Consider the following 14,720-nt stretch of genomic DNA (forward strand, 5'->3'; position numbering starts at 1 on the left):
CCTAGCCGGCGTACGCCCCGGCCCGCAGCCGGTAGACCACGGTGTGCCGGAGCGGCCCCTCCGGTACGTCGGGGTCCTCGAAGTCGTCGGCGGGGTCGTGGGTCATCCCGAGGCGGCGCATCACGGCCTGGGAGCGCAGGTTGCCCGCGGTGGTGAGGGCGAGGACCTCGGGGAGGGCGAGTGCGCCGAAGCCGTGCCCGAGGAGGGCGCGGGCGGCCTCGGTCGCGTAGCCGTGGCCCCAGGCCTGCCGGGCCAGCCGCCAGCCGATCTCCACGCCCGCGACCGGGGCCTGCTCCTCGACGTCGTCCAGGCCCGCGAAGCCGATGAACTCGCCGCTCTCCCGCACCTCGACGGCCAGCCAGCCGTACCCGCGCCGCTCGATGGCCGCCTCGTACCGCGCCACCGAGGCGTCGCTCCGCTCGCGGGTGAGCGGGCCGCCGAGGTGTTCGCGGACCTCCGGGTCGGCGTTCATCGCGGCCCAGGGGGCGAGATCGGCGTCCCGCCAGCGGCGGATCAGCAGGCGGTAGGTGCGCAGTTCGTTCATGCCCCCACCCAACGGCACCCCGCCCGCCCGGACAAGCGGGATTACGGGCGGGCGGGTACGGGCGGGCGGCGCGGCCCGCGACCCTCACACGCCCCGGCCCGCGACCCTCACACGCCCCGGCCCGCGACCCTCACACGCCCCGGCCCGCGGCCCTCACACGCCCCGGGTCGCGGTGACCCGCCCCGACGTGATCGCCTCGACCAGCTCGCGGTGATCGGCCGCCGTGCGGTCCGCGTACCGCAGGGCGAAGTCGGCGACGGCCTCGGCGAAGGTGTCGGCGCTGCCCAGGTAGCCGGCGATGGCGAGCCGGTCGCCGGTGCGGGCGTGGGCGCGGGCGAGGGCGCGCCCGCACAGGTCGGCGTAGCCGCGCAGCCCGCCGGGGGTCATCGTGTCGACGTCCACCGAGCCCTTCATGTCGCGCAGTTGGCGGCCGTAGAAGTGCCGGCCGGCGGGGCCGGTGGTCCAGCCGAGGAAGATGTCGCTGGCGGCCTGCATCAGGTGCTGTCCGGTGACCACCCGGCGCCCGCCGTGGTGGACGGCGACCTCGGCGTCCACCCGGCCGGGCGGCAGGTGGTCCTCCAGCACCGACCGGCCGGCCTCCTTGAGCTGGAGGAACAGCGGTTCGCGGAGGTCCCGGCCCTCCAGCAGCACGATGTAGCAGCGGGTGCCGACGCTGCCGACGCCGACCACCTTCATCGCCGCGTCCACGAAGCGGTAGCGGTCCAGCAGGACTCTCCGGTCCTCGGCGAGGGTGGCCCGGTAGTCGCTGAACACCTGGCCGGTGGCGCGCAGTTCGTTCCGCTTCAGCTCCTCGATCAGCGGCGGCGAGCCGATGATCCGGCGCCGCCCGTCGCGTTCCTCGGTGAGCTTGCCGAAGGCCTGGAGGCTGGTGCGGCGCCGGGCGTGGTCGAGGTCGGCCCGGACGGCCTTGCGCCGGCCGGTCCCGCGGATCAGCGGCAGCAGGTCGGCGGTGTCGATCCGGCTGTACCAGACGTCGAGTTCGCCGAGCCCGGCCAGTCGGCGCATCGCGGTGGCGTAGCCGTGGACGGCGGCACGGGCGGCGCGCCGGGCGCGTTCGTCGTCCTGGCCGTTGCCGCGGGCGGCGACCGCGATGCTGGCGGCCAGCCGCTTGACGTCCCACTCGAAGGGCCCGGGGTGGGTCTCGTCGAAGTCGTTGACGTCGAAGAGCAGGGCGCGTTCCGGCGAGGCGTACACCCCGAAGTTCAACAGGTGGGCGTCGCCGCAGAGTTGGACGGTCAGCCCGGTGTCGGGGACGGCGGCGAGGTCGGCGGCCATCACGGCGGCGGCGCCGCGCAGGTAGCCGAACGGACTGTCGGCCATCCGGCCGTAGCGGATCGGCAGCAGCCGGGTGATCCGGTCGGCGCCCTGGGCCTCCAGCACGCCGAGCGGGTCGGGCCGGTCCGCGGCCGGGATCCAGCGGCCGTGCTCGGAGCGGGAGACCCGCTCGCGGGCGGCCCGCCCGGTGCGGCGGCGTTCGGCGGGGGTGGTCATGGCGGCGGCTCCGTCCGTCGAGGGTGCCGGGGCGGGCACACCTCCCCACGACGCTAGGACACGCGTGCCGGAGGGCGCACCACCGCGCCCTCCGGCACTCGGCCGATCGGATGAGCCGGGGCCGGGAGACCAGACCTCGGGCGGGCTCACCCCACCGTGAAGTCCGCCATCATCGCCATGTCCTCGTGCTCCAGGTTGTGGCAGTGCACCATGTACGTCCCCGCGTAGTCGGTGAAGCGCACCAGCACCTCCACCGCCTCGGCCGGCCGCAGGTCGACGGTGTCCTTCCAACCCGCGTCCCAGGGTCCGGGGTCCCCGCCGTTGCGCCCGACCACCTGGAAGTGGTCCAGGTGGACGTGCACGGGGTGGTGCACGTCGCTGGAGAAGCGCCAGCGCTCGACGCTGCCGAGGGCGGGGGTGGCCAGGCTGCGGCCGGGCTGGTACGGGTCGCCGTTGATGGTCCAGCCGTCGCCGCGGCTGCGCCGGAAGGCGAAGTCGCGGGTGGCGACGACCTCGGCGGCGTCCAGTTCCTCGACGGCGGACAGCTTGTCGGGCACCTTGGCGTCGTCGGTCACCGCCCGGGAGGAGACGTCGAAGCGCATCACCTCGGCGGTGCGGCCGCTGCCGAAGCGGTTCAGCAGGCGCACCTGGGTGCCGGGCGGGTAGCGGGAGAAGTCGACCACCACGTCGAAGCGTTCGGCGGGGGCGATCTCGATCGCGTCGTGGCCGACCGGGGCGGCGAGCAGGCCGCCGTCGGAGCCGATCTGGACGAAGGCGTCGCCGCCGGAGGGCTGCGGGTCCAGTTCCAGCCGGTAGAGCCGGGCGTTGGAGGCGTTGAGCAGCCGCAGCCGGTAGTGCGCCCGGTCGACGTCCAGGCGCGGCCAGGGCGCGCCGTTGACCAGGATGACGTCGCCGAGGACGCCGTTCATGTAGTCGTCGGTGACGCCCGGGACGGCCGGCGAGGCGTCGGCGGAGGGGTACTTGAAGGAGCCGTCGGCGGCGAAGGCGCGGTCGGCGAGCATCAGCGGCAGGTCGCGTTCGCCGCGCGGCAGCGGCAGGGCGCCGTCCTCGTCGTCCTGGACGAGGTGGAACCCGGACAGACCGCGCCAGACCCCGGGGCCGGTGAAGCCCATCCGGTGGTCGTGGTACCAGAGGGTGGCGGCGCGCTGCTTGCCCGGATAGGTGTGGGTGCGCTCGCCGACCACGTTGTGGCCGCTCTGGTGCCGCATCCCCGGCATGCCGTCCATCGCGGAGGCGGCGGGGGCGGCGGAGGCGGTGGAGCCGACCGGCAGCAGCAGGTCGATCGGGTAGCCGTCGCTGTCGGCCGGGGTGTGGCCGCCGTGCAGGTGGACCACGGACGGCACCGGCAGCTGGTTGCGGTGCTTCACCACGGCGGCCCGGCCGGAGCGGGTGACCAGCGTCGGCCCGGGGTAGGTGCCGCCGTACGTCCAGGCCTCGGTCTTCACCCCGGGCAGGATCTCCAGCTCGGCGACCTGCTGGGTGATCTCGTAGTAGTCGTTGGTGCCGTCGGTGCGCACCGGCTGGAGCACGGCCGGCACCGGCAGCGGGGTCTGGAAGGCGGCGGGCAGGTCGAGGTCGCTGTCGAGCAGCCGCCCGGGGCGGCCCTCGGCGAACAGGCGGGCGGCCGAGGGCACGGCGACGGCGGTCAGCGCGCCCGCGCCGAGCACGGAGGCGCCGAGGCCGAGGAAGCGGCGACGGTTCACCGCTTCACCTCCAGCGGCCCGCCGGGGCGCGGCAGCCGTCCGCTGCCGTCCGGGCCCGCGCCGGGCCGGCCCTCCCGGGCGGGCAGCGGCAGCCGCCAGGCCCCGACCAGCTCGAACAGGATGCCGCTGACCAGCAGCACGCCCAGGGTGACGTGCACCCCGGTCGCCCGCGCGTAGCCGGCGCCGATCTGGCCGATCACGGCGACGGCGAGCAGGGCGGTGGTCCACAGCGGCCAGAGCGGGCCGCCGCCGGGCCGGCGCACGAACCCGGCCACCACCAGCTGGATCACCACCACGGTGGCCAGCGTCATCGCGTTGCCCTCGTGGTCCTTGAGGGAGTCGTAGGTGCCGTTGAGGAAGCTGCCGGCGAGCATCGTCTGGAGCACGGCCAGCAGCGCCAGGGTGGTGGCGGTGCCGCGCAGGAGGATCAGCGGCCAACGGGGCGCGGGGGCGGCAGGAGGACTGCTCATGTCGGGGCTACTCTCTGCTTCGGGCGGGGCGGGCGGGGCGGGTCGGGAGCGCAGCTGATCATGCGTCATGACCAGTCAGCCGAAGGGACATCGGACCATCCCGCCGTTCCATTGCGCCCGGTTACCACGGGGTTTGTCACCCGTGCGGACGATCCGCTCCGGCGCTCCTCCAGCGTTCCTCCAGCGGGCCGGGGCCGCCGGGCAGGGCCCTAGGGTCTGTCTTCAAACTCGCGTCTGCGGGGCGACACCGGTGCACGCACCTCGCCGCGTTGTCGTCGGTCGCCAATGCTCCGCAGTGGCTCCCTCCTCCGCCTTGCGATGCACGCACCCCGACGCCGCCCCGCCCGCCCTCCGGGCGGACGACGGGAGTTTGAAGACAGACCCTAGACCCGGTCGGCGGCGATCCCGAGATAGCCCGCGCGCAGTTCGGCCAGCAGCGGGTGGCCGGGGTCGAAGGCGGTGCCGTCGACGGCGGCCAGCGGGCGCAGCCCGACGCCCGCGTTCACCGCGAAGGCCGCGTCGAAGCGCCCCAGCCCGGCGGCGTGCACCGGTTCCCGGGACTGCGGGCCGCCGTACGCGCCGGCCAGCAGCGCCCCGGTGACGCCGGGCAGGCTGGGGCCCTCCGGCCAGACCAGCCGGCGCCCGGCCAGGAAGCCGACGTTCCAGGTCGCGCCCTCCAGCACCAGGCCGTCGTCATCGGTCAGCAACACGTCGTCGTAGCCCGCGAGTTGGGCCGCTCGGCGGTGCTGGACCAGCCCGAACAGGCCGACGTGCTTCACCTCCGGGAGCTCGCGCCGGTGGGCGACCGTCCGCACCCGCAGCGGGGCCGGCTCGGTGCTCCCGGCCGGGCGGGTGGTCACCAGCAGGACGGGGGCGGCCGGGGCGGCCGGGCGCTCCAGGCCCAGCGCGGGGTCGTAGCCGGTGACCCGGACGATCACCGGCGCGCCGTCGGCCGGCAGCACCGCGCGGATGCGCTCCCGGATCACCGCGCGGTCCGGTTCGACGCCGAACAGCGCCCGGCCGTCCCTCGCCAGCCGATCCAGGTGCAGTGCCAGACCGCGCACGCCGCCCGCCTCGACCCGCAGGGTGGTGAAGTGCCCGTAGTTCAGCAGCCCCAGGGCGGCGAGCCGCGCCGGGTCGGCGGGCGCGCCGTCGATCTCGATCTCAGCCATTCCCCGAGTCTGCCAGCCGCGGGGGCGGCTAGGGTGCCGCTACCGGGCGGTAGGGGCTCGCCACCGGCCGGCCCGTACCACGGGCAGTCTGCTCGAACTCCTCGATCTTGTAGGCCAGCCCCTCCGGCTCGCCGGCCTCGGCCCAGCGCCACGCCTCCGCCCACCACTGCGGGCCGCGCACCAGCGGACGGCCCGCCAGCGCCAGGTACAGCGCCAGCGTCGACCGGGCGTACTCGTGCACCCAGCCGTCACAGCCCCGGTAGTCCGCCGTCTCGTCCAGCCGCAGCCAGCGGCCCTCCTGCCCGGCGGCCAGTATCGGCACCCAGCCGCGCTGCCGGTCGGCGACCAGCAGGAGCAGCCGGCCGTCCTCCTCCCGCACCTGATGGAGAGGCAGTTGGGGCATCCGGGCGAAGGACAGCGAGCGCTTCCAGCCCACCACCCAGAGCCCGCGGCGCAGGTAGTAGCGGACGGCCGACTGCCACGCCCAGTGCGCCTCCAGCCGGAAGCCCGGCAGGCCCTCGGCGGCGGCCGCCGCGTACACCTCGTCCAGCGCCCCGGCGGCCAGCCCGCGCCCGCGCGCATCGGGCCGTACGTAGAGGGAGGAGACGGCGAGCTGGCTCGGGCCCTTGGTCCAGTTGTCGACCGCGACCGTCCCGACGGCGGCGTCCCGCTCGTCCCGGATCCAGTACCGGCGCCGGTAGAGCTCCCCGCCCGGCCACTCCCGGCCGCTCTCCCCCAGCCGCTCCCGCCAGCCGCGCTCGGCCGCGGGATCCAGCGCGTCCGGATCCACCACCTCGCCCAGCACGCCCTCCACCAGGGACGCCAAGTCCCAGAGGGCGAACCGCCGTTCCTCCCCCTCGGCGGCCGCCCGCAACCGCACCCCCGCCGCCAACCGGTCCTGCGCCCGCTCGACCGCCGCATCCCACGACCTCACCACGGGGGCCACCCTAGCGGCCCTCCGGGCACGACCCGTAATCCGCCGGGTACCGAACGTCAGGCCGGCTCGCGCCGCCGGACCGGCCGTCCTCCGGGACGGCCGCGGGCCGGGCCCCGGGTGGCCGGCTCAGGACGACGGCGGCGATCACCAGGACGCCGCCGGCCAGGGCGTTCCAGCCGACGGGTTCGGCGAGCAGGGCGGCGCCCAGGGCGGTGGACCACAGCGGCATGACGTAGGTGACGGCCGAGGCGACGGCGGTGCCGGCCGCGCGGACCAGCCCGAGGTTGAGCAGGTAGGCCAGGCCGGTGCCGAGGGCGCCGAGCACCACCAGGGCGGCCGCGGCCGCCCCGCCCGGCCAGTGCGGGGCTCCGCCGGCGGCCGGCGCGATCAGGGCCAACTCGGCGGTGGCGCAGGTGATCTGGAGCGCGGAGAGGGTGGTGACGGTCTCCGGTCGGCCGGACAGGAAGCGGCGCAGATAGGCGAAGCCCGCGCCGTAGCAGCAGGCGGCGGCCAGGCAGGCGAGGGAGCCGGTCAGCTCGCCCGCGCCCAGGCCGCGCCACACCCCGAGCACGGTGAGCACCCCGACGAAGCCGAGCGCGAGGCCGGCGAGCCGGCGGGCGCCCGGGCGGCGCTCCTCGGGGACGATCAGCACCGCGAACAGCAGGGTGAACAGCGGGGTGGTCGCGTTCATCACCCCGGCCAGCACCGAACTCACCCTGGTCTCGCCGAACGAGAACAGGGTGAACGGCACGGTGTTGAGCAGCACCGCGACCGCCGCCGAGTGCCCCCACAGCGCCCGGTCGCGCGGGGCCCGTCCGCCGCGCAGCAGCAGGACGGCCCACAGCGTGGTGGCACCCAGCAGGCTGCGCCAGAGCGCCACCCAGACCGGCGGCACCCCCGCGTCGACCGCCACCTTGATCAGGGCGAAGCTGGCGCCCCAGATCACCGACAGTGCCACGAAGCCCGGCCACCAGCGCCGCACTCCGACCACCTCCCTCTCCGTCCGGTGTTGCTGGACAGAGGGTGGCCCCGCGGCGGAACATGAGTCCAACAAGTGGCGGTACGGCGAGGATGAGGAAGTCTCATGGCCCAGGACGTCAACCTGGCCCAGCTCAGGGCCCTGGTCGCGGTCGCCGACACCGGCGGCTTCGGCGCCGCCGCCGACGAACTGGGCATCAGCCAGTCCGCCGTCTCGCACGCCGTCGCCGCGCTGGAGCGCTCGCTCGGCGCCCCCGTGCTGCGGCGCGGCGCCCCGTGCCGCCCCACCCCGCTCGGCGAGCAGGTGCTGCCGCACGCCCGTACCGCCGTCGCCTCCGCGGCCGCGGTGCGCACCATCGCCACCCGGCACTCCGGCGGCCCCACCGGCACCGTCCGGCTGGCCGCGCCGACCACCGTCTGCCAGGCCCTGCTGCCCGGGCTGCTGCGGGCCTGGAAGGAGGCGTACCCGCAGGTCACCGTACGGGTCTTCGAGGGCGAGGACGCCGAGCTGCCCACCTGGCTGGAGGCCGGCACGGTGGACGCGGCCGTCCTGGTCGACGCCGGCCCGCTGCCGCCCGGGGCGGTCGCCCTCGGCGCCGACTCGATGCACGCCCTGCTGCGCCGCGACCACCCGCTGGCCGGCCAGGAGACCGTCCACGTGGGCGAGTTGGAGGACGACGACTTCCTGCTCTCGGAGGGCGGCTGCGAACGCCACATCCGCGAGGCCTACCGCCGGGCCGGCACCCGCTTCACCCCCCGGCACCGCATCCGCGACCTCAACACGCTGATCGGCATGGTGCACGCGGGCGTCGGAGTCTCGGTGATGCCGGCCCTGGCGCTGACCATGCTGCCGGCCGACTGCGTCCTGGTCCCGATCCGCCCGGCGGTGCACCGCACCCTGACCCTCACCGGCCCCACCGGCCGCCCCTGGTCCCCGGCAGTCAGCGGACTGCTCGCGTCCCCCACGCTCGACGGGCTGCTCGTGGGGCTGAGCACCCCCGTCCAGGCCTAGGGCCTCTCCCCTCACCCGGGCGGCTTGACCTCTTTGGGGTTGACCACCATTCCCCAACAGGTCTATACCAGTGATGACCTTCGGCAACTACCCGCCGCCGACGGTCCGTTCGGCCGTCCCGCCACCCCCACACCCGGCGCGACCAGGCCCGTCACCCCACACCGCCGTCTCCTGGAAAGGCCTCCGATGGAGCGCGCTCTTCCCCCACAGCCCGCCGCCCCACAGCCCACCGCCCCACCGTCCGCCGCCCTGCGCGGACGCCGCCCCCGCCGCACCGCCCTCGCCGTGGCCGGTGTGCTCGGCCTGGTCGCCGGCGGCTTCGCCGCACTGGCCGGCACCGGCCCGGCCTCCGCCTCCACCGCCGCCGGCGCCGGCCTGGGCAGCAACTGGTACGCCTCCGCGCCGTACCTGATGCCCGAGGACAACAGCCCGCCGGACGCCGCCGCCGTGATGGACGCGACCGGGCAGAAGGCCTTCCAACTGGCCTTCATCCTCGCCCAGGGCAACAGCTGTTCGCCCGCCTGGGGCGGCACCTCCTCGATCGACTCGGACACCACCATGCCCGGCGTCATCCAGACCATCCGCGGCAAGGGCGGGGACGTCTCGGTGTCGGTCGGCGGGTACGGCGGCACCAAGCTGGGCCAGGTCTGCGGCACCCCGGAGGCGACCGCCGCCGGCTACCAGCAGGTGGTCACCAAGTACGGCCTCAAGGCGATCGACTTCGACCTGGAGGAGCCGGAGTACGAGAACACCGCCGCCATCCACAACGAGATCGGCGCGGCCCGCATCCTCCAGCAGAACAACCCCGGTCTGTACATCTCGATCACCACCGCCGGGACCAACGCCGGCACCGGCTGGTTCGGCACCCAGATGCTCAACGAGGCCAAGTCCGAGGGCTTCACGCCGAACAACTACTCGATCATGCCGTTCGACGGCGGCTTCAACGGCGCCGCCGCGCAGACCGACGCGCTGGTGAAGTTCAACCAGATCCTGCAGACCACCTTCGGCTGGAACGAGGCCACCGCGTACGCCCACGAGGGCGTGTCGATGATGAACGGCCGCACCGACGCCGCCGAGTACTTCCACCAGGCCGACTTCCAGAGCGTGCTGGACTTCGCCACCGCGCACGGCCTGGCCCGCTACACCTTCTGGTCGGTCAACCGGGACCGCCAGTGCGCGGGCAACGTCGACCCGGGCCTGTCCGGCTCCTGCTCCAGCGTGGCGCAGAGCGACTGGGACTTCACCAAGTACACGGTGAAGTTCGCCGGGGCGACCCCGCCCACCACGCCGCCGACCACGCCGCCGACCACGCCCACCGGCAGCCCGACCGGCAACCCGGGGACGTGCACCGCCCCGGCGTGGAGCGCGAGCACCACGTACACCGCGGGCGCCAAGGTCTCGTACAACGGGCACGACTACCACGCCAAGTGGTGGACGCTGAACGAGGTGCCGAGCGCCAGCGGCCAGTGGGGCGTCTGGGGCGACGACGGCCCCTGCTGACCCGGGCCGCCGAACGACGTGCGGCGGGCGTGGTGAACGCCCGCCGCACGTACGTCAGTTGTCCGCGAACCGCTCCCGCAGCCCGGCCAGCACCCGGGCCGCCTCGGCCAGCCCGGCCGCCTCGCAGCGGGCGATGCCGGCGGTCAGTCGGGTCACCGCCGCCCCTGGGCGGCCGAGGTCGCCCTCGATCAGCGCGGCCAGCCGGACGGCCTCCGCCCGCAGCGACTCGACCTGCGCCGACCCGGCCGGTTCGTCCGCCTGCTCGTACACCGCGATCGCCCGCTCCACCTCGGCGAGCGCCTCCTCGTGCCGGTCCGCGACGGCCAGGCAGCGGCCCCGCTCGTAGTGCGAACCGCCGCGCAGGTACCAGCCGCTGTACTCCTGGCCGAGCCGCTCGGCGGTTTCGCCGACGGCGTCCGCCTCGGCCAGCAGGGCGAGCGCGGCGTCCAACTGCTCCGCTCCCCGGTTGCACATCATCAGCTGCGCCAACTCCCGCATGGTGGCGGCCAGCTGGTCGACCTGCGGGGCCTTGCCGTGCGCCTCCCGGGCCCGTCCGAGGGCGGCCTCGGCGGCGTCCCAGCGGTCCGCCCGGGCGAGGGCCAGGGTGGCCTCGCAGGCGACCATGGTGTGGGTCTGCTGGTCCTCCCAGTCGGCGACCAGCTCGGCCAGGCGCAGGTACTCCTCGGCCGCGTCCCGGTGCTCCTCCAGGTCGACCAGGCCCCGGGCGAGGTCCAGCCGGGCCTGGGCGAGCATCCGGACGTCCAGTTCGGCGGCGGCCGCGGCGTCCAGCACCGACTCCAGCACAGCCACCGCGTCGGCCGCCCGGCCGGTGCCGCGCAGCACGTCGGCCAGTTGCAGCCGCACCTGGGCCGCCTCCTCGACGGCCTCGGCGCCCTGCCGGTCGTAGCGCGCGGCGGCCTCCGACAGCGCCCGCACCGCCCCGCCCAGGTCCTCGGTCCGCAGGCTCGCGTGGCCGAGCATCATGTACGTCGGCGCGTACGGGTAGCCGTCCTCGCCCCAGCGCACGGCCTCGGCCAGCGCCCGGTGGAAGACCTCGACGGCCTGGCCGGCCTCGCCCTGCTGCAGCAGCACCTGACCGAGCAGGCCGAGCACCCGCGGGGTGTGCCAGGGCAACTCGGCGGCCTCCAACTGGTCCAGCACCTCGCGCAGTTCGGCGGCGGCCTCGACGAATCGGCCCTGGCGGGCGGCGGCGTCGGCGGTGTACTGGCGGGAGGTCGCGGACCGACGGGCGGAGCCGAGCTCGACGGCGGTGCGCCGGTAGGCGCCGACGGCCGCCTCGAAGCGCTCGACGGTCTCGGCGGCGGGTTCGGGCAGCGCCTCGACCAGGTCGTGGTGGGCGGCGTAGGCGCGCACCTGGAGGACGATCAGGTAGTCGTCGTCGGGCATCGCGCCCTCGGCGCGCAGCTCCTCGGCCCGGGCCAGGGCGGCGTCCAGCGCCGTCCAGTCGGACACCACGCCCTCGACGTCGCCGAGTTCGACGATCAGCGCCCGGGTGCGGGCCATCAGCGCCGGGCCGGGCAGCCCGGCCCGCTGGTACAGCTCGGCGGCCTCCAGCAGGCCCGCCGTGCCCTCGGCGTAGTCGTCGCGCTGGACGGCCCGGTGGGCGCGCTGCTCGGCGAGTTCGGCGCTCAGCAGTTCGGGGCCGCCGAGTCCGGCGTCCGCGGGGAAGGCGAAGCCGTCGGCGGCGGCGCGTTCGGCGATCCGCTGCCACAGCCGGTCGGCGTCCGGGTGGCCGAGGAGCTCCAGTTCGCGGGCCCGCCGCACCAGGGCGGCGAAGTCCTCCGGCTCCGCCTCGACGGCGCGCCGCGGCGCCGGGGCGACGGCGGGGCCGGCCGCGGCCAGCTCGGGCGCGGCGGCGGCCCGTACGCCCAGGGCCAGCGGCTCGGCCAGCAGCGGTGCGGCGGCCAGCCGGGCGCGGCGGGCGGCGCCGACCGCGTCGGTGCCGTTGCGGGCGTCGAAGCGGGCGGCCAGGGCGTCGGCCTCGGCGCGCAGGTGGGCGAGCAGGGTGTCGACCGTCCAGGCGGTGCCGGCCGGGCCGCTGACCGCGAGTTCGCCGTGGCCGGCCGCGGCCAGCGCGGCGACCAGCACCTCGACGCCGGTCAGGAACTCCAGCCGGGCGGCGGGCTCGCCGGTCACCGTGAACAGCTCGCGGTTCTCGGCGAGCAGTTCCAGGCCGCGCGGCTCGTTGCCGGACAGCGCGCAGAACTCGATGTGCCGGCCGATCGCCGCCAGCATCGCGGCCTTGCCGCGGGCGTAGCGGTAGCCGGTCAGGTGCGCGGAGCGGGCCTCGTCGGTGCGGCCCCGGCGCAGCAGCGGCAGCAGGGCGGTGGCCTGGCTGAGGTAGGGCTCCTGCTCGCAGCCGGAGCGGCCGTCCAGCACCGGGGCGAGGACCTCCAGCGCGCGGGCGTCGTCCCCAGCGGCCAGGAAGTACTCGGCCCGGGAGCGGGTCTCGCAGGCGTGGCAGTCGCTCAGCTCGGTGCGCGGGCGGGCGGCCCACAGCTCGTAGGCGTCCTGGACGTCGACGCCGGTCTGCGCGGCCAGGTGGTAGCGCTGGGCGTAGTACGGCTGGAGGTCGTAGCCGGCCGTGCGGTAGCGGTCGCGCAGTTCGGTGTGCCAGCGCCGGATGGCGGGCAGCGGGACGTCCGGGGTGTCCAGGAGCGCGGTGGCCACCCACTTGAAGCGCCAGTACACCTGGTGCCGGGACCAGTCGCCGAAGCCGTCCGGGTCCTGGTCCCAGAGCTTGAGCACCCGGGCGAAGACCACCGGGCTCTTGCTGCGCTCGCCGTCGTACTCGTAGGCCTCCATGAGTTCGAGCAGGGCCATCGCGCGGAGCGCGGTGTCCTCGAACTGCTCGGCGGCGTCGACGAGTTCCTCGGCCGTGACGGTGCGGGTGCGGCCGTAGGGGCGGGCGTCGTTCTCGCGCAGCGCGGCCATCACCGCGTCGGGGGTGTCCAGCATCACGCCTCCTTCGGGCCGTGGTGATCCGGGCCGGCCGCCTCGTGGCCGAGCATGGCGTGGTCGAGCAGGCTGATGAACGAACGGTTCAGCAGCGCGGATTCGCTGGCCTTGAGCGGGCGGCGGGTCATCAGCACGGCCTGCCCGTACAGCGCCTCGACGGCGGTGACGGCGAGGTCCCGGTCGGTGACGGTGGCGGCCCGGCGCACCAGCGGGTTGAGGTGGTTCAGCACCAGCTGGGCGCGGGGCACCTCGGCGCGCAGTGAGCCCAGGATGTCCGCCCACAACCCGTCGGCCTCGTCGGCGAGTTGGGCCCGGGTGCGCTCGTGCCGGGCCTCCCGGTTGTCGAGCAGCAGGGCGGGCGCGTTGGTCGGGTGGAAGCTGCGCAGGGCGACGTCGCAGTCGAACCGGCCGACCACCTCACGGGCGATCGCCAGGAAGGTGCCGGCCGCCAGCTCGGCCGCCGGGTCGACGGTGTCCAGGTGCGCGGTGACGGTGCCCGGGTCGAGGTCGGCCACCGAGACGCCGGGGCGGATCTCGGGCAGCCGGTGCACCAGGTCCCGGTCGTAGGTGTAGCCGCCGTTGACGACGCCGAGCCCGGCCGCGCCGGCGATCGGGGCGACCTGCCGGAACTCCTCGACCGTACGGGTCACCAGCACCACCGGGTGGCTGCGGGCGAACTCGTCCAGGGTGACGTTGCCGTCGGTGGTCTCGAACGGCAGCCAGGGCAGCATCATCCGCAGCAACTCGTCGTCGTAGCGGGCGAGTTCCTTGACGGCCAGGTGGTGCACGGAGAGGAAGCGGTGCAGCAGCGCCGGGTCGCTCGCGGACAGGCCGGTGAGCCAGTCGCGGATCCGGGCGCCGAGCGCGTCGCGGACGGCGGCCAGCGTCTCGTCGGCGTACAGGCCCTCGCGCGAGGCGGTGGGGCGCAGCCCGTCGGTGTCCACCACGCAGCGGACGAAGAACGCCCAGTCCGGCAGCAGTTCGTCGGCCTGGTCGGAGAGCAGCATGCCCTTGAGGTGCACCCGGTGGCCGTGCCGGCGCGAGGGCGGGGCGGCGTCGGGCAGGACGTACGCGACGCCGCGCAGGCCGACCAGCGGGAGGTCCAGCTCGATGGTGTCGAGCGGGACGAAGTCGAAGGTGGACCGGCAGTACTCGGCGAGCGCGTCGCGCCGGGCGAGCGGGGAGCCGTGCCGCTCGGCCCACGGCGGGGTGCGGTTGACCTGGTGCGCGGTGCCGCCCGCGTCGATCACGGTGACGTCGTGGCGCAGCAGGCTGCCGAAGTCCCGGGCGAGGGTGAGCACCCGGGCGGAGCGGGTCCACTCGGCGGCGTCGGCGCGCGGGGCGAGGGTGACGGTGGTGCCGGGCTCGGGCTTGGCCGAGGCGGGCAGGGTGCGGATGGTGTAGCTGCCGTCCGACAGGCCGCGCCACTCGATCACCGGCGCGTCCGGGCTGCCCGCGTGCCGGGTGACCACCGTGATCTCGTCGGCGACCACGAAGCAGGCCAGCAGCCCGATGCCGAACTGGCCGATGAAGTCACCGCGGGCCCTGGCCAGGCCGTCCCCGTCCAGCCGGCCGTCGGCGTCGCGCTTGGAGCTGCGGCCGATGGTGGCGAGGAAGGTGTGGACGTCCTGCTCGGTCAGGCCGATGCCGGTGTCGGTGACGGACAGCTCGTCGTCGGCCCGGACGGTGATGGCGGCCGGCGCCTCGGGGTCGAGGGCGCGGCGGGCGGAGATGGCGTCCACCGCGTTCTGCAGCAGCTCGCGCAGGTAGACCCGCGGGCTGGAGTAGAGGTGGTGGGAGAGCAGGTCCACCAGACCGCGCAGGTCCACCTGGAAGGTGTGTGCACTCGTCGGGTTGTCGGATGGGGACACCGGAGGCTCTTTCGGTCGCGG

11 protein-coding genes are annotated in these 14,720 nt (G+C 75.3%); 2 read left to right on the forward strand and 9 right to left on the reverse strand.

The window, feature by feature from the left end:
- Position 1: 1 nt before the first annotated feature.
- The 7 genes from ACZ47G_RS14955 to ACZ47G_RS14985 all read right to left on the reverse strand — a co-directional run bounded on the left by ACZ47G_RS14955 (position 2) and on the right by ACZ47G_RS14985 (position 7,350).
- Positions 2 to 544: a GNAT family N-acetyltransferase gene (locus tag ACZ47G_RS14955; RefSeq protein ID WP_465742563.1), complete on the reverse strand. Its 543-nt coding sequence runs from the start codon at positions 542 to 544 to the stop codon at positions 2 to 4.
- A gap of 153 nt (positions 545 to 697) precedes the next feature.
- Positions 698 to 2,056 carry a DUF2252 domain-containing protein gene (locus ACZ47G_RS14960; protein WP_465742565.1) on the reverse strand — a complete coding sequence of 453 codons (1,359 nt, stop codon included), beginning with the start codon at positions 2,054 to 2,056 and terminating at the stop codon, positions 698 to 700.
- A gap of 146 nt (positions 2,057 to 2,202) precedes the next feature.
- Positions 2,203 to 3,780: a multicopper oxidase family protein gene (locus ACZ47G_RS14965; protein ID WP_465742567.1), complete on the reverse strand. Its 1,578-nt coding sequence runs from the start codon at positions 3,778 to 3,780 to the stop codon at positions 2,203 to 2,205.
- Entirely contained in the window at positions 3,777 to 4,250 is a 474-nt protein-coding gene (locus ACZ47G_RS14970; protein ID WP_465742569.1) for a hypothetical protein, read from the reverse strand. Before ACZ47G_RS14970 ends, ACZ47G_RS14965 begins: the two co-directional genes overlap by 4 nt.
- Before the next feature lie 383 nt (positions 4,251 to 4,633).
- Positions 4,634 to 5,422, reverse strand: coding sequence for an aminotransferase class IV (locus tag ACZ47G_RS14975; RefSeq protein ID WP_465742571.1), 789 nt, complete (start codon positions 5,420 to 5,422; stop codon positions 4,634 to 4,636).
- A gap of 28 nt (positions 5,423 to 5,450) precedes the next feature.
- Positions 5,451 to 6,359: a GNAT family N-acetyltransferase gene (locus ACZ47G_RS14980; RefSeq protein WP_465742573.1), complete on the reverse strand. Its 909-nt coding sequence runs from the start codon at positions 6,357 to 6,359 to the stop codon at positions 5,451 to 5,453.
- Between the two features lie 10 nt (positions 6,360 to 6,369).
- Positions 6,370 to 7,350: a DMT family transporter gene (locus tag ACZ47G_RS14985; protein ID WP_465742575.1), complete on the reverse strand. Its 981-nt coding sequence runs from the start codon at positions 7,348 to 7,350 to the stop codon at positions 6,370 to 6,372.
- Between the two features lie 93 nt (positions 7,351 to 7,443).
- Here ACZ47G_RS14985 and ACZ47G_RS14990 point away from each other — a divergent pair, with 93 nt between their 5' ends.
- The gene (locus ACZ47G_RS14990) at positions 7,444 to 8,349 is read left to right on the forward strand and encodes a LysR family transcriptional regulator (RefSeq protein ID WP_465742577.1); all 906 of its coding nucleotides are present in this window, start codon (positions 7,444 to 7,446) and stop codon (positions 8,347 to 8,349) included.
- A gap of 186 nt (positions 8,350 to 8,535) precedes the next feature.
- Entirely contained in the window at positions 8,536 to 9,849 is a 1,314-nt protein-coding gene (locus ACZ47G_RS14995; RefSeq protein WP_465742579.1) for a carbohydrate-binding protein, read from the forward strand.
- Between the two features lie 54 nt (positions 9,850 to 9,903).
- On the opposite strand, the gene ACZ47G_RS15000 is transcribed toward ACZ47G_RS14995, so the two are convergent.
- Entirely contained in the window at positions 9,904 to 12,828 is a 2,925-nt protein-coding gene (locus ACZ47G_RS15000; RefSeq protein WP_465742581.1) for a hypothetical protein, read from the reverse strand.
- Complete coding sequence (locus ACZ47G_RS15005) at positions 12,828 to 14,699, reverse strand: HSP90 family protein (protein WP_465742583.1); 1,872 nt, start codon at positions 14,697 to 14,699, stop codon at positions 12,828 to 12,830. The genes ACZ47G_RS15000 and ACZ47G_RS15005 overlap by 1 nt, the downstream gene beginning before the upstream one ends.
- Positions 14,700 to 14,720 lie beyond the last annotated feature (21 nt).

The sequence above is a fragment of the Kitasatospora sp. NPDC030952 genome (assembly GCF_055571335.1).